Source organism: Bradyrhizobium sp. T-12 (assembly GCF_058314695.1).
On the sequence record NZ_CM177756.1, the window covers coordinates 359,896 to 377,088 of the forward strand.

Sequence of the window (17,193 nt, forward strand, 5' to 3'; positions counted from 1 at the left end):
CCGGAATCGGCAATCTTGGTCTGTCAGCCCTGAGGAGCCATCCGGTCAGGCGCAAAGCCGGTCGGCAGACCGTCGATGCTCTTCACGTTCTTCAGGCCCCAGTACTTTCGCAAATTGTCGAGGCCCTGCCTGGTCCAGTAGCGCACGAGGCTGCCACGCTCTTGCTTATAGTCGAACAGTGGCACGCCCATGCCGCACGACGTCTGCACGAGGTCGATCGAGAGGCGGATGATCTGACGTGCCCCGGCGACGTCCTCGAACCGAGGGGCGAGGTCGGCGTAATCAGGCGTGCCTCGCATGAGCGACCGGCCTTGGCCATAGAGGCGCAGGATCATCGGGGCGCCATCGAAGGCGCAAAACATGATGGTCAGCCGCTTGTCGTCAGAAGCCATCAGGTGCGCGCGCGTCTCGCTACCGCTGCCAGTGACGTCGAGATAGGCGACATCATTGTCTCCGAGCACCCGGAACGAGGACAGGCCCTTGGGGGACACGTTGATGCGTCCCTTGGGCGGGGCGCTGGCAACGAAGAAGATCTTCTGCACCTCGATGAAAGCCCTGTGCTCCGGCTCGATCCGCGTGAACTGCTTGCCCATGCCCGTGCGTCCTCTGCGCAGCGACGAAATAACGACGGAAAAGCTAGCATGCGGTTAATACCAGTTTAAGGACCTATATTATGCTAGTATAATTACCACTATGAAAGGACAGGATCCAACCGCCCCGGCTCTCTCGCTCAGCGCGTTCTTGCGGGCGCTCCGGGAGCGCCAGTCACCGGCAGAATTCGGCCTCGCCGGTGGATCACGACGGCGCACGCCCGGACTTCGGCGAGAAGAGGTCGCGCAGCTCTGCGGATTGAGCGTCACTTGGTACACGTGGATCGAGCAGGGGCGCGACGTGTCCGTCTCCGCGGCGGCACTTTCGCGCCTCGCGCACGGATTGCGTCTGTCACGCGCCGAGCGCAGCTACCTGTTCGAGGTTGCGGGCAAGCGCGATCCCGAACGTCCCAGCACAAGGGATGATCCGCCTGAAGAAATCCTGGCCTGTGTCGATGCGATCGATGGACCGGCCTATATCCTCGATCGCACATGGCGTGCGCGTCGCTGGAATGCACAAGCGTCCCTCCTGTTTGCAGGATGGCTCGATGCAGACGGCGAAAAGAATCTCCTGCGCTACATCTTTCTGAGGCCTGAGGCTCGAACCCTGATCCTTGACTGGACTTCCCGAGCACGCCGCGTCGTTGCAGAGTTCCGTGCCGCGGTGACAGCCTACTCCGATGATCCCGAGATTCGCTGGCTGGTGGAGCAACTGAGACGAGAAAGTCCCGATTTCGAGCGCTGCTGGGACACGCAGGGGGTCTTGGCTCGCGAAGGAGGCGAGCGTGCGTTCAATCATCCGACCATGGGGCACCTGCACTATAAGCAGGTGTCGCTGTCTCTAGCGGGGTGGTCCGATTATCGACTGACGATGCTCCTCTCTGCGCCGCGCCTTGGTCAGTCCGCGTCCTGCTCCGCCTGAGCCTCGATCGCTTCCATATCGTCGTCCGAAAGACCGAAATGGTGGCCGATCTCGTGGATCAGGACGTGGCGGACGATGTGGCCGAGGCTTTCGTCGTGCTCGGCCCAGTAATCCAGGATCGGCCGGCGGTAGAGCCAGACCATGTTGGGCAGCCGCGCCACGTCGCCCAGGCTCTGCTGCGGCAGGCCGACGCCCTGGAACAGGCCGAGCAGGTCGAACTCGCTCTCGCACTCCATCTCGTCCAGGACCTCCTCGGTCGGGAAGTCGTCGACGCGGATGATCACGCCCTCGCAGAGCTTGCGGAATTCCGCCGGCAGGCCTTCGAAGATCTCGTGCGCCGTCGCTTCCATCTCGGCCAGCGAGGGCGCTTTCAATTCCGTCCACATGGGCTTCTCATAGCGTGGGTTCCGCGGCGATGCATCCCGCTTTATAGATGCGGCGAGGTTGACGGGCGGCGCCAAAACGGGGAGCGTGGCCGCTCGACGGGACGTTTCAGGTGGGCGAAAAAATGCGAGCAAGAACAGCGCTGACGCTACTGTGCATGGGGTTGTTTTCGCAATTTTGCGTTGGCGCGGAGGCGCAGACGGCGGCCCCCGGCGTCAGGCTGGCCCAGGCCGCCTCACCGGACGACATCCCGCCGCCGCGCAAACGGCACCCGGCGCGCCTGCGCGTCACGCCCTATTACAGCCCTGACGGCGTCTATCCGCGCTACAATCCCGGTCCCAATGCGGTCCGCGAATGCAACGCGACCTATGTGCAGGAATTCCGGCCGAGCGGCACGGTGATCGTGCCGCGCGTGAGCTGCTACTGGCGCCCGGGCTAGGGCGGCGCGCGGCGTTGGAGCCCGGCGGGGTGATCATGGCGAGATGGTTTGCATGGGCCGTTGCCGGCGCGCTGGCCGCCGGCCTGCCTTGCGCGTCAGCGGCGCATCGGGTGGCGATCCCGGAGGCCTCGGCCGGGATTGCGGTCTTCGATATGCGACGGCCCGCGCGAACCTACGTAGTGCCGCCCCTCGTGCGCCGTGATCCCCGCTACTACGCGCGGCCCGCGCACTACCGTCCCTATCCCTACGGCGTGCCCGCGCCGTTCGCGTTCGGCTACGGCCCGTTCTGGTGACGCGCTAGCCGGCGGGCGTAAATCCCTTCACCAGCAGCACGGTGGCCTCAGCGCCCGCCTTGCGGTCGCGGGAGATCTCCTCGTAGTCCGGTGAGTTCGAGAAGGCGAGGAAGGCCGCTTCGTCGGGAAACGACATCATGACCAGCTTGTCGTGCGGCCAGGTTCCTTCGAGCACGCGCGGGCGCTCGTCGGCGGCGAGCAGCCGGCCATTGTATCTCCTGAACACGTCGAAGAACCGCGCCTGGTAGCGGTCATAGGCCGCGCGGTCCGTCATCTTCAATTGTGCAATCGCGTAGACCGTCATCTCACGACTTCCTCCCATCGCGGCACAGCGCCGCAGCGCGCAGGCAGCTTCGTTCATTCATGGCGCGTTCACATCGCTGTCCGCAATTTAATCCCGGGAGCGACTGCAATTGAACAGGGATGACGCGGGCTCGGAACGAGCACCGCAACTCCGCTGTTCGGATTCAGGGAGGATTTCCATGCTGAGGATAATGGGTCTCAGGGCAAGCCCGATGCGCCTGCTCGGGATTGCGGCCGCGGCGACGCTGATGCTGACGGCCGGGACCGCGCGCCGGGCTGAAGCGCTGAACTTGATCAATCCGGCGACGTCACCCGCGACCAAGGCGGCGAGCGACGATCTCGTCACGCAGGTTCGTCATGGCGGCGGCGGACATGGCGGGGGCGGACATTTTCACGGTGGGGGTGGCTTCCGCGGTGGCGGCGGACATATCGGCGGCTTCCGCGGCGGCGGATTCCACGGCGCTCATATCGGCGGCATCCGCGCCGCGCCGGCCTTCCACGGCGGCGGCTATCGCTATGGCGGCGTTCACCGCTATGGCGGATTTCATCGCTACGGAATCTATCGGCCGCACTACGGTCACCGCCACTTCCACCGGCGCTATTATGTCGGCGGCTATTATCCCTACTACCACCATCCGCGCCGCTGCCGGATCATCTGGACCTATTACGGCCCGCGACGGGTCTGCCGCTGGCATCGCTGGCACCATCCGTACCGATACTATTGGTGATGTGAGTGAGGTGACGTCATCTCGAGATTCCGGGGTCGCCCGTCGGGCGCCCCGGAATGACGTCGGGGTTGGACGGCCTACAGCCAATCCTTCAGCTTCCACGACGAAGCCTTCCACCGCATCAAATTCTCGAGCTTCCACTGCTTGAACATCGCGGGCGGCCAGCGGCTGAGCTTCGATGTTTCCTCGACCTCCGGCTTGGCGACGATGCGCAAGGGCATCGCGCGCCGCCGGTGCTGGCGCGTGGCTTCGCTGATCAGGTCGACATATTCAGGCTTGTTGGCCATGGCGCGCGTCCTCGCGAAAACCTCGCGAGGACGACAGTGTCAGGCGATCGTTTAACGGCGGTTTGCCGCGATCGCTACAATTGCTGGGATTGGCTTAGCGCCAGTCCCTGACGTCGACGAAGTGACCGGCGATCGCCGCCGCCGCCGCCATCGCCGGCGACACCAGATGGGTGCGGCCCTTGAAACCCTGGCGGCCCTCGAAATTGCGGTTCGAGGTCGAGGCGCAGCGCTCTTCCGGCGCCAGCTTGTCCGGATTCATCGCAAGGCACATCGAGCAGCCCGGCTCGCGCCATTCGAAGCCGGCCTTGATGAAGATCTTGTCGAGACCTTCAGCCTCGGCCTGCTCCTTCACGAGGCCCGAGCCCGGCACGACCATGGCATTGACGTTGGCCGAGACGGTCTTGCCCTCCGCGATCTTGGCGGCGGCGCGCAGATCCTCGATGCGGCCGTTGGTGCAGGAGCCGATGAAGATGCGGTCGACCTTGATGTCGGTGATCTTCGTTCCCGCGGTGAGGCCCATGTATTTCAGCGCGCGATGCTTGGAGATGCGCTTGGCCTCGTCCGCGATCTGATCTGGATCGGGCACGAATCCGGTCACCGAGATCACGTCCTCGGGGCTGGTGCCCCAGGTCACGATCGGCGGCAGCTTGGCCGCGTCGAGGCGCAGTTCGTTGTCGAAATGCGCGCCGTCGTCGGAGCGCAGTTTCTCCCAGTAGCGCATGGCCGCATCCCAGTCCGCGCCCTTCGGGGCCTTCGGACGGCCGCGCAGGAAGTCGAACGCCTTCTGGTCGGGCGCGACGAGGCCGGCGCGGGCGCCGCCTTCGATCGACATGTTGCAGACCGTCATGCGGCCTTCCATCGACAACGCACTGATCGCGTCGCCCGCGTATTCCAGCACATAGCCGGTGCCGCCGGCGGTGCCGATCTCGCCGATGATGGCCAGGATGATGTCCTTGCCCGTCACGCCGTCAGGCAATCTGCCGTCGACGGTGACGCGCATGTTCTTCGCCTTTTTCTGGATCAGCGTCTGCGTCGCCAGAACATGCTCGACCTCGGAGGTGCCGATGCCGTGCGCGAGCGCGCCGAAGGCGCCATGCGTCGAGGTGTGGCTGTCACCGCAGACGATGGTGGTGCCGGGCAGCGTAAAGCCCTGCTCGGGGCCGATGACGTGGACGACGCCCTGGCGCTTGTCGAACTCGTTGTAATATTCGATGCCGAATTCCTTGGCGTTCTCGGCCAGCGCCTTGATCTGCTCGATGCTCTCCGGATCGGGATTCGGCTTGGTGCGATCGGTGGTCGGCACGTTGTGGTCGACGACGGCGAGCGTCTTCTCCGGCGCGTGAACCTTGCGCCCCGTCGCGCGCAGGCCTTCGAACGCCTGGGGCGAGGTCACCTCGTGCACCAGGTGGCGATCGATATAGAGCAGGCAGGTGCCGTCGTCGGCTTCGTGCACCAGATGGTCGTTCCAGATCTTGTCGTACAATGTGGTGGGCTTGGACATGAGCGTCAGCTCCGAAGAATGTGTGAAGCGGGTAAGCGCGCATCGCGCGGGCAACAAAATCGTCAGCGCAGCCTGTTAGGCTGCGGGACTAAGCTCTGACGTTGCCGAGGTCGCGAAGCGGCCGAAGAACCGGCCAGGCAGCCGCGAGCGATCGTCGATGACGATGCGCTGGACGGGGGCGAGGCTGGTCGGATCTGGAAACATTCCAGGAATATATAGCAGGCCGAACTGGAAGCGCGAGTGGTTTGAAGCGCACGGCTGACGCAACAAAAAAGCGCGGAGCCGAGCCCCGCGCTTTCGAAAACGTGCCTGGAGAAGCGAGGCTTACTCGTTGACGGCAGCCTTGGCGTGCTCGGTCTTCTCGACGATGCGGGCCGACTTGCCGCGCAGGTTGCGGAGATAATAGAGCTTGGCGCGACGCACCTTGCCGCGGCGCACCACCTTGATCGAGTCGATCATCGGCGACATCACCGGGAACACGCGCTCGACGCCTTCGCCGTAGGAGATCTTGCGCACGGTGAAGCTCTCGTTGAGGCCACCGCCGGAACGGCCGATGCAGACGCCTTCATAGGCCTGCACGCGGGTGCGATCGCCTTCGACGACCTTCACGTTGACGATCACGGTGTCGCCGGGACCGAATTCCGGAATGTCCTTGCCGGCGGACAGCTTGTCGAATTGCTCTTGCTCGAGCTGCTTGATCAGGTTCATGGGTAAATCTCCATCGGCGCGCCCAGCCCTGGAAACGGGGGGCTGCGCAAAATTCGTCTATCCAGCCATTGCGGATTTGGCCGCTGCTATAAGGCAAGCCGGAGCGTTTGTCACCCGTCTGTCTTGTTTTTTGGCGTTTTTTGGCGACGGGCCCGATTCGCCGGCTTGGGCGGGATCTTGGCCCATAAATCGGGCCGCCGGGCCTCGGTGAGGGCCTCGGATTGCGCCCGCCGCCAGGCCGCAACCTTGGCGTGGTCCCCGGAGGTCAGGATCTCTGGGATCGGAACCCCCTCGAACAGCTGCGGGCGGGTGTATTGGGGGTATTCCAGAAGACCATCGGAGAAGCTTTCCTCGGTTCCCGAGGCCTCCTTGCCCATCACCCCCGGCAGCAGCCGTACGCAGGCGTCGATCAGGGCTAAGGCTGCGATTTCGCCCCCCGAGAGCACGTAATCGCCGATCGAGACCTCCTCCAGGCCCCGCTTGTCGATCACCCGCTGGTCGATCCCCTCGAAGCGCCCGCAGACGATCAGGGGACCGGGGCCCCGGGCAAGCTCCGTCACCCTGGCCTGGGTCAATGGCCGACCGCGCGGGCTCATCAGCAGGCGCGGCCGCTCCGGTGCGATCTCGGCGGCGTCGATCGCGGCCGCCAGCACATCCGCCCGTAGCACCATGCCCGGTCCGCCGCCGGCGGGGGTGTCGTCGACGCTGCGGTGGCGGTCGGTGGCGGAGGCCCTGATGTCCCGCGCCTCGATATGCCAGAGTCCCGCGGCCAGCGCCCGCCCGGCAAGGCTCACGCCGAGCGGTCCCGGAAAAATCTCCGGAAACAGCGTCAGCACAGTCGCGCGCCAGGGTGAGGGATTGGTCATCGGATCTCGGTTCTCGTCGTCCCGGGGCGAGCGAAGCGCGAGCCCGGGACCCCTGACCACCGCACGTCATTTTGCGATGATCTAAGCTATCAGCTTAGCCAAAAAACGACGGCCTGTGGTTATGAGTCCCCGCGTTCGCCGGGACGACTCGGGGAGGGATCGTTGTCGTCGTCCCGATCGCCCTCGATCTCCTGCGGCAGCGCGATCACCACGCGGCCGGCTTTGAGGTCGACCTCCGGCACCACCGCATTCGAGAACGGCAGCAGCATCGTCGGTCCCTTCGGCGGCGCGATTTCGATGATGTCGCCGGCGCCGAAATTATGGATCGCGAGCACGCGGCCGAGCGCATCGCCGCCCGTGGTGACGGCGGCGAGCCCGATCAGATCGGTGTGGTAATATTCGTCCTCGTCCGTCGCGGGCAGTTTTTCGCGCGCGACGTAGAGCTCGATGCCGTTGAGGCTCTCGGCCTCATCGCGGGTCGTGACGCCCTTGAACGTCGCGACCAGATGATCTTTGGCCTCGCGCGCCTGCGCGACTTCGAACTGGCGCCTGCCATCCTTGGACAGCAGGGGCCCGTAGCGACGGACGGCAAACGGATCTTCCGTAAAAGTCCAAAGCTTGACCGCACCGCGCACACCATGCGCGGCGCCGATCCGCGCGACGCAGACCAGCGCCGACATGGTCTAGCCTTAGCCCTTGGCGGCGGCTTCGGCCTGCGCCTTGCGCTCCTTGCGCGGCACGGCCTTCTCGGGGTTGTTGCGCGCTTCGCGCTTCTTGACGCCGGCGGCATCGAGGAAGCGGGACACGCGGTCCGACGGCTGCGCGCCCTTGGCGAGCCAGGCCTTCACCTTGTCCATGTCGAGCTTCAGGCGGGTCTCGTTGTCCTTCGGCAGCAGCGGGTTGAAATAGCCGAGGCGCTCGATGAAGCGGCCGTCGCGCGGAAAGCGCGAATCGGCGACGACGACGTGATAGACGGGACGCTTCTTGGTGCCTGCGCGGGCGAGGCGGATAACGACGGACATCTAGTTCTCCTTCAAAATACGGTTTGTTCGGTTGATCGGTATTTGCGCGCCGCGCGAGACCGTGCGGTCCCTCGCGACGAATTCCTCATTTCTTCTTGCCGGGGAAACCGCCGAGGCCCGGCAGCGTCGGCTTGCCGCTGAGGCCCGTTAGCCCCGGCAAATTCGGCAGGCCCGAGCGAAGACCGGGCGGCAGATCCTTCGGCAGGCTGGGCAGACCCTGGCTGCCGCCGCTCTGCATCTTTTCCTGCATCGCCTTCATCTCTTCGGGCGAGGGCATCTTCATGCCGCCGCCAAAGCCCATCGCCTGCGCGATGCCGGCGAGCGGGCCGCGCTTGCCCGAGCCCATGGCCTTCATCACGTCGGCCATGTTCCGGTGCATCTTGAGCAGCTTGTTGACCTGCTCGACGCTTTGGCCGGAGCCGGCGGCGATGCGCTTCTTGCGGCTGGCCTTGAGCAGGTCGGGATGACGGCGCTCGTCGCGCGTCATGGAATCGATCACTGCGACCTGACGCTTCAGAATCTTGTCGTCGATGCCGGCGGCCGCGATCTGGTTCTTCATCTTGGCGATGCCGGGCATCATGCCCATCAGGCCGCTGATGCCGCCCATGTTCGCCATCTGCAACAGCTGCTCGCGCATGTCGTTGAGGTCGAACTGACCCTTGCGCATTCGCTCGGCGGTGCGCGCGGCCTTCTCGGCGTCGATATTGGCAGCGGCGCGTTCGACCAGCGAGACCACGTCGCCCATGCCGAGGATGCGGCCGGCGATACGGTCGGGGTGGAAATCTTCCAGCGCGTCGGTCTTTTCGCCGGTGCCGATCAGCTTGATCGGCTTGCCGGTGACGGCACGCATCGACAGCGCGGCACCGCCGCGGCCGTCGCCGTCAACCCTCGTCAGCACGATGCCGGTGAGGCCGACGCGCTGATCGAAGGCGCGTGCGAGGTTCACGGCGTCCTGGCCGGTGAGGCTGTCCGCGACCAGCAGCACTTCATGCGGATTGGCGGCGGCTTTGATCGCCGCCGCTTCCGCCATCATATCTTCGTCGAGCGTGGTGCGGCCGGCGGTGTCGAGCAGCACGATGTCGTAGCCGCCGAGCTTGCCGGCCTCCAGCGCGCGCTTGGCAATTTGCGGCGGCTGTTGCCCCGCCACGATCGGCAGGGTCGGAATGTCGAGATCGCGGCCGAGCACGGCCAGCTGCTCCATCGCCGCCGGACGGTAGACGTCGAGCGAAGCCATCAGCACCTTGCGCTTGTCGCGCTGGACCAGGCGGCGGGCGAGCTTTGCGGTGGTGGTCGTCTTGCCCGAGCCCTGCAGGCCGACCATCATGATCGGCACCGGCGGCACGGAATTGACGTCGATGGTCTGGCTTTCGGCGCCGAGCGTGTTGATCAGCTCGTCATGGACGATCTTGACCACCATCTGGCCGGGGGTCACCGACTTGACGACAGTGGCGCCGATCGCCTGCTCGCGGACGCGCTCGGTGAAGCTGCGGACCACCTCGAGCGCAACGTCGGCCTCCAGCAGCGCGCGGCGCACCTCGCGCATCGCGGCGTCGACGTCCTTTTCGGTCAGCGCACCGCGCCCCGTCAGACGATCGAGAATTCCGCCAAGCCGTTCCGACAGATTGTCGAACAATGAAGTTGTCCTGTTGCTGTCCCCCGCCTTCGCGGGGGATGACCACTTCCTCGGCCAAACGATCTTCCAAACACCTTTGCGCCCGAGGGCGCACAGCGCTGTCGGGCGTTGACCTCCGGCCCCGAGGGCCGGTCGGCGGGTCGAAAAGAAAGCCTTTCCGAGAAAGTGGCGGGGTTAAACGCCGCTCCCGCCCAAAAGTCAAGGAAAGTTAGGGTGCCGGGCCGCCGCTGCCAGGCCAAGGTTCTGAAAAGAGAGCAATTTTAGCGGCCGGTTCCTTTTCGCGGGGGTCCGCCCATATAGAGGCGATGACCTGCCTCCGTTACCACCCTTGAAGTTCCCATGCCGATCACCCGCCGCCGCCTGTTCGGACTGCTTGCCGGGGCCGGCGCGGTGGTCGGCGTGCCCTCGCTCTGGATGTCCTACATGAAAACCTATGACGGCCCGGTCTCCGATCATTTCGACGGCCTGACCTTCTTCGATCCGGACGGCGCACCGCCAAAGTCGCTGCGCGAGGTGCTGCGCTGGCAGCTCGGCGGCAAGCGGAATCGCGCCGAATGGCCCGACTGGGCGCCCAGCCCTCATGCCGACACCCCGCCGGCGCGGGTCGACGGCGATCGGTTGCGGCTCTCCTTCGTCGGCCATGCCAGCTGGCTGGTCCAGACCGGCGGCCTCAACATCCTCATTGACCCGGTCTGGTCGATGCGGGTCTCACCGGTCGCCTGGGCCGGGCCAAAGCGGCACAACGATCCCGGCATTGCGTTCGAGAAGCTGCCGAAGATCGACGTCGTGCTGGTCTCGCATGGCCATTACGACCATCTCGACATCGCGACGCTGTCACGGCTCACCAAGAATTGTGCCCCGCGTGTGGTCACCCCGCTCGGCAACGACGTGACGATGCGCAGCTGGGATTCCACGATCAAGGTGGAAGCCTTCGACTGGCACGACCGCGTCGAGCTCGGCGGCGGCATCGCCGTGCATCTGGTGCCGACGCGGCACTGGAGCGCGCGCGGCATGTTCGATCGCAACAAGGCGCTGTGGGCGAGCTTTGTCCTGGAGACGCCGGCCGGCAAGATCTATGTGGTCTGCGATTCCGGTTACGGCGATGGCCGGCATTTCCGCCGCGTCGCCGAGAAGCACGGCAAGCTGCGCCTCGCCATCCTCCCCATCGGCGCCTACGAGCCGCGATGGTTCATGCGCGACCAGCACATGAATCCGGAAGACGCCGTGAAGGCGCTGGCCGATTGCGGCGCCGAGGCCGCGCTCGGGCACCATCACGGTACGTTCCAGCTGACGGATGAAGCGATCGACGCGCCGGCGAAGGCGCTGGTGGAAGCGCTGGATGCCGCGAAGATTCCGCAGGAGCGGTTCGTGGCGATGAAGCCGGGGCAGGTGGTGGAGATCTAGGTCGTGTACCCATAAGCCCGGCGGCGTGATGCGACGAAAGCAGTGTCCGCTTTGCTCCCATGGCGACAAGTTCATGCGGCTCTGCGGTATTGAACCAGAAAGCCCATGACGCAACCAAACACCATGGATTTGGTCGGAAGACCTTGATTGATGGATGGAGCCGGCCTGTGGGATTTTTGCTGAGAATTGTGCTTGCAGCCGCTCTCGCGAGCCTTGCTCCTGCCGTCGTCCAGGCGAAGAACGCCGTCGCTTCTCCTGCCTTGCAGAAGGAATTCGATGGCTTCATCGAGAAGTTTCGCGCAGCGCTGAAGGCAAACGATTCCGCCGCCGTCGCCGCTATGACACGATTGCCGTTCATGAACGACAACGCCATTCGCGACGCCGCGCAATTTGGCGCCAAGACCTATCGGACCTCGTTCACGGCGAAAAATCGCGCGTGTATCCAGCGCGGCAAGGCCGTCTACGATCGCGATGACTACAAGAACGACAGTTACTTCGTCTTCTGCGGCGAGCTCATCTTCGTCTTTACCAAGACGCCGACGGGGTTCCTTTTTACGGATATCAGCGCGAATGATTGATCAGGCAGGTGGTGGAGATTTGGCTCCGCTGTCTCCAAATATTGCTGTCGTCCCGGACAAGCGAAGCGCAGATCCGGGACCCATAACCACAGGGGATGTCTGGCGAAGTTTCGGAGTTACCTGCGTCGCGCCATAACCACTCCCTGTGGTCATGGGTCCCTGCGTTCGCGGAGACGACGCCATTGATGTCGCGGCGATGTGTCACTTATTAGATGACGAGAGCTATTGCTCTTTCGCCTTGATCGTCCAGCTCACATTCACCGTCACCGACAGCGTCTCCTCGCCCGGCGCGACGGCGGCACCTGCGGCCAGGGGAGCTGCGGCCATCCGGCCCTTGAACAGCGGCACAGGCGCGCCGCCCTCGGACACGCTGAGCGGCGCGCCCAACGTCACTCCGGTTGCCTTGGCGTAGATATCGGCCTTGCGGCGGGCGTCCGCCACCGCCTGCTCGCGCGCGTCGTCGAGCAGTTTCGAGACCTGCGTCACCTCGAAGGAGATGTTGCCGATGTCGTTGGCGCCGGCGGCAACCAGCGTGTCGATGATGCCGGCGACCTTGGTCACGTCGCGGATCTTCACTGTGACGCGATTGCTGGCGCGGAAGCTGACCACAGGGGAGGCGCCGGTGGATTTGTTCTGGCCGTATTGCGGCTGCAGCGACAGGCGCGAGGTCTGGTAGTCCTTCTCGGCGATGCCGGCGCCCTTCAGCGCCAGCAGCACCTTGCCCATCGCGGCGTTATTGGCGTCGGAGGCTTCCTTCGCCGTCTTGGCGTCGTTGGCGACGCCGGCGTCGATCTGCGCGAGATCCGGCGCTGCGGACACGCTGGCTTCGCCGCTCACCGAAATGGCGGAGACGACATCGTCGGCGAGTGCGGACGTTGCCGGCAGGGTGACGGCAAGAACGGCGGCGAGGGAGGCAGCAAGGATGGCAGGCTTCGTCATGTCTCTCATTTCAGCGGCACGAAAACGTTGATCACGAGCTTGTCTTCGGCGGTCTTCAGGGGATCGGTGAGGTATTCCTCGATGAAGGTGTCCTTGGCTTCCAGCCTCTTGTCGTCGAGGTGATTGGTGATCGCCTCGTAGGTGTTGTCCATGTTGTCGTAGGAGCCGCGATGGACGAATTTCAGCACCTTGCCTTCCGGCGATTTGCCGATGCTCATGTCCTTGGTCAGGTTCTTGGGATCCTGCTCGATCGGGATCTCGGCCAGGAAGGTGAAGCCGGTATCGTCCGTCGAGGTGTAGACGATCATCGCATTGCCGGCATGCTTGATGCCCTGCTTGTCCAGCAGCGTGTTCAGCGCCTTGAAGGCGTCGATCAGCGTATCGAAGGCCGAATCCCAGTTCGCGGTGCCCTTGACCATCACGACCTTCTTGGCCTCGAGCGTGGTCTCGAGGCCGAACGGATCGGCGGTCTGCACCGGGGCGGGGGTCGCGGCGGCCGCCGGCGGCGGGGCCGTTGGGCTCGGTGAGGCGCTGGCGGCGGGCGAGGGCGACGCCGCCGGAGCAGGCGAAGCGCTGGCTGCAGGCGTTGGTGCGGGTGAGGCCGTCGCCGCGGGCGCCGGCGACGCGCTCGCGGCCGGCGCAGAGGAGGCCGATGGGGCCGGCGAGGGGCTTGCCGAGGCGGCCGGCACCGGGCTTGGGGTCGCCGGGCTCGGGGTCTGCGCCAGAACCTCGGGCAGGCCAAGCGACAAGGCCGCGGCCGGGATCAGCGCGGCCAGAGCGAGACGACGAAACCTGAACATTTTATTCTCCCCAAGGCCTCGACTGCTAAGGCCTCAACTACCAAGGCCTTAACCACCAAGGCCTAAATCCGTCTTTGCGCCCGGCCGCGCCCGGTTCGCGCGAACGCGCCGTTCTAACACGCGGGCGCCAAATTCGTCCCATGACAGATGCGTCATGGCAGACCTCTGGCGACCGCCGGCAAAACACTGGCCAAGCCGGCAAGGATCGCCATATAAGACAGGCGAAATTCGGGAATTTTCATGAGCGCGCTGGCCAATCACGCATTTGCCAAGATGAACGGCATCGGCAACGAGATCGTCGTTGTCGACATGCGCGATTCCGCAGGCCGGGTGACGCCCGACGACGCCCGCGCGGTGGCCTCCGCGAATGGCGGCGTGGCCTATGACCAGCTCATGGTGCTGCAGAAGCCGCGGCTCGACGGCACCGAGGCCTTCATCAGCATCTACAACAATGACGGCTCGGAAGCCGGCGCCTGCGGCAACGGCATGCGCTGCGTGGTGCGGCGCATCTTCGAGAAGAACGGGCAGACCAATGCGACGTTCGAGACCGCTTCCGGCCTGCTCAATGCCTGGCAAGGGCCGGCGCCCGATCTCTACACCGTCGACATGGGCATGCCGAAGTTCGGCTGGCAGGACATCCCGCTGGCCGAAGAGTTCCGCGACACCCGCTACATCGAATTGCAGATCGGGCCGATCGACAATCCGATCCTGCATTCGCCCTCCGTGGTGAGCATGGGCAATCCGCATGCGATCTTCTGGGTCGACGACGTCGACGCCTACGATCTCGGCCGCTTCGGTCCGCTGCTGGAAAACCACCCGATCTTCCCGGAGCGTGCCAACATCACGCTCGCCCATATCGTCGATCCCGAGCACATCACGATCCGCACCTGGGAGCGCGGTGCCGGCCTGACCAGGGCGTGCGGCTCGGCGGCTTGCGCCACGGCGGTCGCCGCGGCCCGCCTGAAGCGGGCCGAGCGCAATGTCGAGATCACGCTGCCCGGCGGCAAGCTCGGCATCGAATGGCGCGAGCGCGACGACCACGTGCTGATGACGGGCACGGCGACCTTCGAATATGAGGGCCGATTCGATCCGGCGCTGTTTGCGCCGGCCGCCTGATGGCCGTCGACATCGTCACGTTCGGCTGCCGCCTCAACGCCTTCGAGGCCGAGGTGATCCGCCGCGAAGCGGAAGCTGCGGGGCTCGAAGATACCATCGTCATCAACAGCTGCGCCGTCACCAACGAGGCGGTGGCGCAGGCGCGGCAATCGATCCGCAAATTGAAGCGTGAGCGCCCCTCAGCGCGCATCGTCGTCACCGGCTGCGCGGCGCAGACGCAAAGCGGCATGTTCGCCGACATGGCCGAGGTCGATCGCATCGTCGGCAATGACGACAAGATGCGCAGCGAAGCGTGGCACGAGACGCGCAGCGCCTTTGACCTTGGCGCCAGCGAAAAGATCGCCGTCAGCGACATCATGGCTGTGAAGGAGATGGCGCCGCATCTCATCGACGGCTATGCGAGCGGCCTGCCGCGCGTGTTCGTGCAGGTGCAGAACGGCTGCGATCATCGCTGCACCTTCTGCATCATTCCTTATGGCCGCGGCAATTCGCGCTCGGTGCCGATGGGCGCGGTGGTCGAGCAAGTGCGCAACCTTGTCGAGCGCGGCCATGCCGAGATCGTGCTGACCGGTGTCGACCTCACCAGCTACGGCGCTGATCTGCCCGGGGCGCCCAGGCTCGGCATGCTGACGAAGCAGATCTTGCGGCATGTGCCGGAGCTGAAGCGCCTGCGCATCTCCTCAATCGATTCGATCGAGGCGGATGCCGATCTGCTCGATGCCATCGCTGATGATGCGCGGCTGATGCCCCACCTGCACCTGTCGCTGCAATCCGGCGACGACATGATCCTGAAGCGCATGAAACGGCGGCATTCGCGACAGGATGCGATCGCATTCTGCGACCAGGTCCGCCGCCTGCGCCCCGACGTCGTCTTCGGTGCCGACATCATCGCGGGCTTCCCGACCGAGACGGACGAGATGTTCTTGCGGTCGCTCGATCTCGTCGAAGCGTGCGGGCTGACATTCCTGCATGTCTTCCCCTATTCGCCGCGCCCCGGCACGCCGGCTGCAAGGATGCCCCAGGTTGCGGGCGGTGCGATCAAAGAGCGTGCGCGACGGCTGCGTGCGGCAGGCGAGGCGGCGCTGCGGCGAAGGCTGCAAGCCGAGATCGGCACGACGCGTGAGGTGCTGATCGAGAGCGAGGGACAGGGGCGCACCGAGCACTATCTGCCGGTGGCGATTGCGGGCGAGCGTGCGGGCAGCGTCGTGCCGCTCGTGATTGCCGGCAGCGATGGCGAGCGGCTGACCGTATAGCGGTGTCGGAGTTGCCACGCATGGCATCCCCAACGTCGTCCCTGCGAACGCAGGGACCCATACCGCGTGATTTATCGGTCGTGGATGGTAGGAGTACCGAACTGCGAATCTTCGCTAAACCTCCCCCTGTGGTTATGGGTCCCTGCGTTCGCAGGGACGACACCGAGGGTGTGGAGACTCTGTCCTCGATCGCGCGCGCCGCTACGACGCCCGCACCTGCCAGAACCGCAGCGTCCGCTTTGCATTCTCCTGCGTCATCCGCGCGTAGTGTCCCTGCGCCCGCGCGAGGTCCGCTGGCTTCATCGCGCCGGTCGCAAAACGGCATTCGAGCACGGCGGTGGTGGTTTCCCAGCTCAGCTGCGCGGCCTTGCACGGCACCAGGAGGCCGTCGTCGCGCAGGCTCTGCATCAGTGGACGAATGACTTCGACGGTCGATCCGGACAGCGCCGCCAGGGCGGCTGCGGTCTCTTCGTAGCGCCGCTGCCTGGCGAAGCCGAGCAACGTGGCCTCATTGAGCTGGCCGGTGGCCTTGAGCATGGCAATCGCGCGTTTGGCGCCCTCGAAATCGCGGACACCGGACATCTCGCGCTCGACGCCGACGGCGATGGCCGCGATCGCGCTCTGGATCTCCTCGAACAGATGGGGCGGCGCGCGAGACAACAGGCGGGCACGCACGGCATCGGTCGCCGAGCGCAGCAATCCGCGGCGCAGCTCCGACGGCAGGTCGACGCGGACGCCGACGCTGAGGGCAAGCTCGGGATCCGCCTCGGCCTGGGCGACCAAAAGTGCGAATCCGTTGCCCGAGACTCGCGCGCCGGGATTGGCGGCGAGCCTGCGGCTGACGCTCGGATAGCGGCGCGCCAGCAGTGCGTCGGTGACGATCTCCTTCAGCCACCAGCGGCCGGCGATCGCGAGCAGATGCGGCTCGCCCTTGGCCGAGGCGATCTTCACCAGCTCGCCGTCGTCGAGGCGGGCGGATTCCTGCAGCACGGGACCGGCGATGCGGATCTCGTCATTGCTGGCGAGGCGGCGGATCACGGAGGGCGGCGCTTGAGCCACCGGCGCCAGTTGCGCGCTGATCTCGGCGAGCGCGATGCGAGCGCCCATGTCGGCAATCGCGCGCAGCTCGATGGTGCCGATCAGGCGATCGAGCACCTCGTCGAACAGCGCGATCTGCTCGTCGTCGAAACTGCCGGCGGAGGAGAGGAACAGGTCGGTGACGCGTCGGGCTGTCGCAAGGCCCTTTTCCGGCGAGCCCGCGCGAATTGCGGATTCGACCTCGTCGATGATCGATAGCCCGGCCGTGGACATGACGCGTTGCTCGTCCTGAGCGGTTACAGAAGCTTGTTCTAAGCAACCGTCATCATGAGGGACGAGGACTGAAGGTTTCGTAAACCATGGGCGGGAGCGGCGAGCGTCCGCAAGAT

Annotated in this window: 21 protein-coding genes; 8 read left to right on the forward strand and 13 right to left on the reverse strand. The window is 65.2% G+C overall.

What is annotated here, in order from left to right:
- Positions 1-23: 23 nt before the first annotated feature.
- The gene (locus tag AC0WRY_RS01740; protein WP_491122585.1) at positions 24-593 is read right to left on the reverse strand and encodes a pyridoxamine 5'-phosphate oxidase family protein; all 570 of its coding nucleotides are present in this window, start codon (positions 591-593) and stop codon (positions 24-26) included.
- A gap of 100 nt (positions 594-693) precedes the next feature.
- On the opposite strand from AC0WRY_RS01740, the gene AC0WRY_RS01745 reads away from it, so the two are divergent.
- The gene (locus tag AC0WRY_RS01745; protein WP_491122586.1) at positions 694-1,512 is read left to right on the forward strand and encodes a helix-turn-helix transcriptional regulator; all 819 of its coding nucleotides are present in this window, start codon (positions 694-696) and stop codon (positions 1,510-1,512) included.
- Here AC0WRY_RS01745 and AC0WRY_RS01750 read toward each other — a convergent pair.
- On the reverse strand, positions 1,488-1,898 hold the full coding sequence (locus tag AC0WRY_RS01750) for a metallopeptidase family protein (RefSeq protein WP_194405406.1): 411 nt from the start codon (positions 1,896-1,898) through the stop codon (positions 1,488-1,490). The two genes, AC0WRY_RS01745 and AC0WRY_RS01750, sit on opposite strands and share 25 nt — an antisense overlap.
- A gap of 155 nt (positions 1,899-2,053) precedes the next feature.
- Between AC0WRY_RS01750 and AC0WRY_RS01755 the strand changes: the two genes are divergently transcribed.
- A complete protein-coding gene (locus AC0WRY_RS01755) occupies positions 2,054-2,335 on the forward strand; it encodes a hypothetical protein (protein WP_194408127.1) in 282 nt (93 codons plus the stop codon).
- Positions 2,336-2,370: 35 nt separating this feature from the next.
- A complete protein-coding gene (locus tag AC0WRY_RS01760) occupies positions 2,371-2,628 on the forward strand; it encodes a hypothetical protein (protein WP_491122587.1) in 258 nt (85 codons plus the stop codon).
- 4 nt (positions 2,629-2,632) lie between these two features.
- Here the strand turns inward: AC0WRY_RS01760 and AC0WRY_RS01765 are convergent, their stop codons facing one another.
- On the reverse strand, positions 2,633-2,932 hold the full coding sequence (locus AC0WRY_RS01765) for a DUF1330 domain-containing protein (protein WP_491122588.1): 300 nt from the start codon (positions 2,930-2,932) through the stop codon (positions 2,633-2,635).
- A gap of 178 nt (positions 2,933-3,110) precedes the next feature.
- Between AC0WRY_RS01765 and AC0WRY_RS01770 the strand changes: the two genes are divergently transcribed.
- On the forward strand, positions 3,111-3,659 hold the full coding sequence (locus tag AC0WRY_RS01770) for a hypothetical protein (protein WP_491122589.1): 549 nt from the start codon (positions 3,111-3,113) through the stop codon (positions 3,657-3,659).
- A gap of 77 nt (positions 3,660-3,736) precedes the next feature.
- Here AC0WRY_RS01770 and AC0WRY_RS01775 read toward each other — a convergent pair whose 3' ends face one another.
- From AC0WRY_RS01775 to ffh, 7 genes are all read right to left on the reverse strand, one after another.
- The gene (locus AC0WRY_RS01775) at positions 3,737-3,946 is read right to left on the reverse strand and encodes a hypothetical protein (protein ID WP_211415097.1); all 210 of its coding nucleotides are present in this window, start codon (positions 3,944-3,946) and stop codon (positions 3,737-3,739) included.
- A gap of 94 nt (positions 3,947-4,040) precedes the next feature.
- Positions 4,041-5,447 (reverse strand): 3-isopropylmalate dehydratase large subunit, encoded by a 1,407-nt coding sequence (gene leuC / locus AC0WRY_RS01780; RefSeq protein WP_491122590.1) that lies wholly within the window; start codon positions 5,445-5,447, stop codon positions 4,041-4,043.
- Positions 5,448-5,771: 324 nt separating this feature from the next.
- Positions 5,772-6,155, reverse strand: a complete 384-nt coding sequence (gene rplS / locus AC0WRY_RS01785; protein ID WP_028133304.1) for a 50S ribosomal protein L19 — start codon at positions 6,153-6,155, stop codon at positions 5,772-5,774.
- 110 nt (positions 6,156-6,265) lie between these two features.
- On the reverse strand, positions 6,266-7,021 hold the full coding sequence (gene trmD / locus AC0WRY_RS01790) for a tRNA (guanosine(37)-N1)-methyltransferase TrmD (RefSeq protein WP_491122591.1): 756 nt from the start codon (positions 7,019-7,021) through the stop codon (positions 6,266-6,268).
- Between the two features lie 119 nt (positions 7,022-7,140).
- Positions 7,141-7,701 (reverse strand): ribosome maturation factor RimM, encoded by a 561-nt coding sequence (rimM, locus tag AC0WRY_RS01795; protein ID WP_491122592.1) that lies wholly within the window; start codon positions 7,699-7,701, stop codon positions 7,141-7,143.
- A 9-nt stretch (positions 7,702-7,710) separates the two neighbouring features.
- A complete protein-coding gene (gene rpsP / locus AC0WRY_RS01800) occupies positions 7,711-8,043 on the reverse strand; it encodes a 30S ribosomal protein S16 (protein ID WP_014438992.1) in 333 nt (110 codons plus the stop codon).
- 85 nt (positions 8,044-8,128) lie between these two features.
- Positions 8,129-9,676, reverse strand: coding sequence for a signal recognition particle protein (ffh, locus tag AC0WRY_RS01805; protein WP_491122593.1), 1,548 nt, complete (start codon positions 9,674-9,676; stop codon positions 8,129-8,131).
- A gap of 339 nt (positions 9,677-10,015) precedes the next feature.
- Here ffh and AC0WRY_RS01810 point away from each other — a divergent pair, with 339 nt between their 5' ends.
- Both AC0WRY_RS01810 and AC0WRY_RS01815 read left to right on the forward strand, forming a co-directional pair.
- A complete protein-coding gene (locus tag AC0WRY_RS01810; protein WP_194405413.1) occupies positions 10,016-11,080 on the forward strand; it encodes an MBL fold metallo-hydrolase in 1,065 nt (354 codons plus the stop codon).
- A 167-nt stretch (positions 11,081-11,247) separates the two neighbouring features.
- Positions 11,248-11,658, forward strand: coding sequence for a hypothetical protein (locus AC0WRY_RS01815; protein ID WP_194408129.1), 411 nt, complete (start codon positions 11,248-11,250; stop codon positions 11,656-11,658).
- Between the two features lie 222 nt (positions 11,659-11,880).
- Here the strand turns inward: AC0WRY_RS01815 and AC0WRY_RS01820 are convergent, their stop codons facing one another.
- Positions 11,881-12,597: an SIMPL domain-containing protein gene (locus AC0WRY_RS01820; RefSeq protein WP_194405414.1), complete on the reverse strand. Its 717-nt coding sequence runs from the start codon at positions 12,595-12,597 to the stop codon at positions 11,881-11,883.
- A 5-nt stretch (positions 12,598-12,602) separates the two neighbouring features.
- A complete protein-coding gene (locus AC0WRY_RS01825) occupies positions 12,603-13,397 on the reverse strand; it encodes a GyrI-like domain-containing protein (RefSeq protein WP_194405415.1) in 795 nt (264 codons plus the stop codon).
- A 240-nt stretch (positions 13,398-13,637) separates the two neighbouring features.
- On the opposite strand from AC0WRY_RS01825, the gene dapF reads away from it, so the two are divergent.
- Both dapF and mtaB read left to right on the forward strand, forming a co-directional pair.
- Entirely contained in the window at positions 13,638-14,513 is an 876-nt protein-coding gene (gene dapF, locus AC0WRY_RS01830; protein WP_194405416.1) for a diaminopimelate epimerase, read from the forward strand.
- Positions 14,513-15,766 (forward strand): tRNA (N(6)-L-threonylcarbamoyladenosine(37)-C(2))-methylthiotransferase MtaB, encoded by a 1,254-nt coding sequence (gene mtaB / locus AC0WRY_RS01835; RefSeq protein ID WP_194405417.1) that lies wholly within the window; start codon positions 14,513-14,515, stop codon positions 15,764-15,766. The genes dapF and mtaB overlap by 1 nt, the downstream gene beginning before the upstream one ends.
- 201 nt (positions 15,767-15,967) lie before the next feature.
- Here the strand turns inward: mtaB and AC0WRY_RS01840 are convergent, their stop codons facing one another.
- A complete protein-coding gene (locus AC0WRY_RS01840; protein ID WP_194405418.1) occupies positions 15,968-17,077 on the reverse strand; it encodes a DUF2336 domain-containing protein in 1,110 nt (369 codons plus the stop codon).
- Between the last annotated feature and the right edge of the window lie 116 nt (positions 17,078-17,193).

What these genes read in the sequence shown, in the direction of transcription:
- AC0WRY_RS01740 (WP_491122585.1), bottom strand. Translation starts at nt 593, where the DNA reads ATGGGCAAGCAGTTCACGCGGATCGAGCCGGAGCACAGGGCTTTCATC.
- AC0WRY_RS01745 (WP_491122586.1), top strand. Translation starts at nt 694, where the DNA reads ATGAAAGGACAGGATCCAACCGCCCCGGCTCTCTCGCTCAGCGCGTTC.
- AC0WRY_RS01750 (WP_194405406.1), bottom strand. Translation starts at nt 1,898, where the DNA reads ATGTGGACGGAATTGAAAGCGCCCTCGCTGGCCGAGATGGAAGCGACG.
- AC0WRY_RS01755 (WP_194408127.1), top strand. Translation starts at nt 2,054, where the DNA reads ATGGGGTTGTTTTCGCAATTTTGCGTTGGCGCGGAGGCGCAGACGGCG.
- AC0WRY_RS01760 (WP_491122587.1), top strand. Translation starts at nt 2,371, where the DNA reads ATGGCGAGATGGTTTGCATGGGCCGTTGCCGGCGCGCTGGCCGCCGGC.
- AC0WRY_RS01765 (WP_491122588.1), bottom strand. Translation starts at nt 2,932, where the DNA reads ATGACGGTCTACGCGATTGCACAATTGAAGATGACGGACCGCGCGGCC.
- AC0WRY_RS01770 (WP_491122589.1), top strand. Translation starts at nt 3,111, where the DNA reads ATGCTGAGGATAATGGGTCTCAGGGCAAGCCCGATGCGCCTGCTCGGG.
- AC0WRY_RS01775 (WP_211415097.1), bottom strand. Translation starts at nt 3,946, where the DNA reads ATGGCCAACAAGCCTGAATATGTCGACCTGATCAGCGAAGCCACGCGC.
- leuC (WP_491122590.1), bottom strand. Translation starts at nt 5,447, where the DNA reads ATGTCCAAGCCCACCACATTGTACGACAAGATCTGGAACGACCATCTG.
- rplS (WP_028133304.1), bottom strand. Translation starts at nt 6,155, where the DNA reads ATGAACCTGATCAAGCAGCTCGAGCAAGAGCAATTCGACAAGCTGTCC.
- trmD (WP_491122591.1), bottom strand. Translation starts at nt 7,021, where the DNA reads ATGACCAATCCCTCACCCTGGCGCGCGACTGTGCTGACGCTGTTTCCG.
- rimM (WP_491122592.1), bottom strand. Translation starts at nt 7,701, where the DNA reads ATGTCGGCGCTGGTCTGCGTCGCGCGGATCGGCGCCGCGCATGGTGTG.
- rpsP (WP_014438992.1), bottom strand. Translation starts at nt 8,043, where the DNA reads ATGTCCGTCGTTATCCGCCTCGCCCGCGCAGGCACCAAGAAGCGTCCC.
- AC0WRY_RS01810 (WP_194405413.1), top strand. Translation starts at nt 10,016, where the DNA reads ATGCCGATCACCCGCCGCCGCCTGTTCGGACTGCTTGCCGGGGCCGGC.
- AC0WRY_RS01820 (WP_194405414.1), bottom strand. Translation starts at nt 12,597, where the DNA reads ATGACGAAGCCTGCCATCCTTGCTGCCTCCCTCGCCGCCGTTCTTGCC.
- AC0WRY_RS01825 (WP_194405415.1), bottom strand. Translation starts at nt 13,397, where the DNA reads ATGTTCAGGTTTCGTCGTCTCGCTCTGGCCGCGCTGATCCCGGCCGCG.
- dapF (WP_194405416.1), top strand. Translation starts at nt 13,638, where the DNA reads ATGAGCGCGCTGGCCAATCACGCATTTGCCAAGATGAACGGCATCGGC.
- mtaB (WP_194405417.1), top strand. Translation starts at nt 14,513, where the DNA reads ATGGCCGTCGACATCGTCACGTTCGGCTGCCGCCTCAACGCCTTCGAG.
- AC0WRY_RS01840 (WP_194405418.1), bottom strand. Translation starts at nt 17,077, where the DNA reads ATGTCCACGGCCGGGCTATCGATCATCGACGAGGTCGAATCCGCAATT.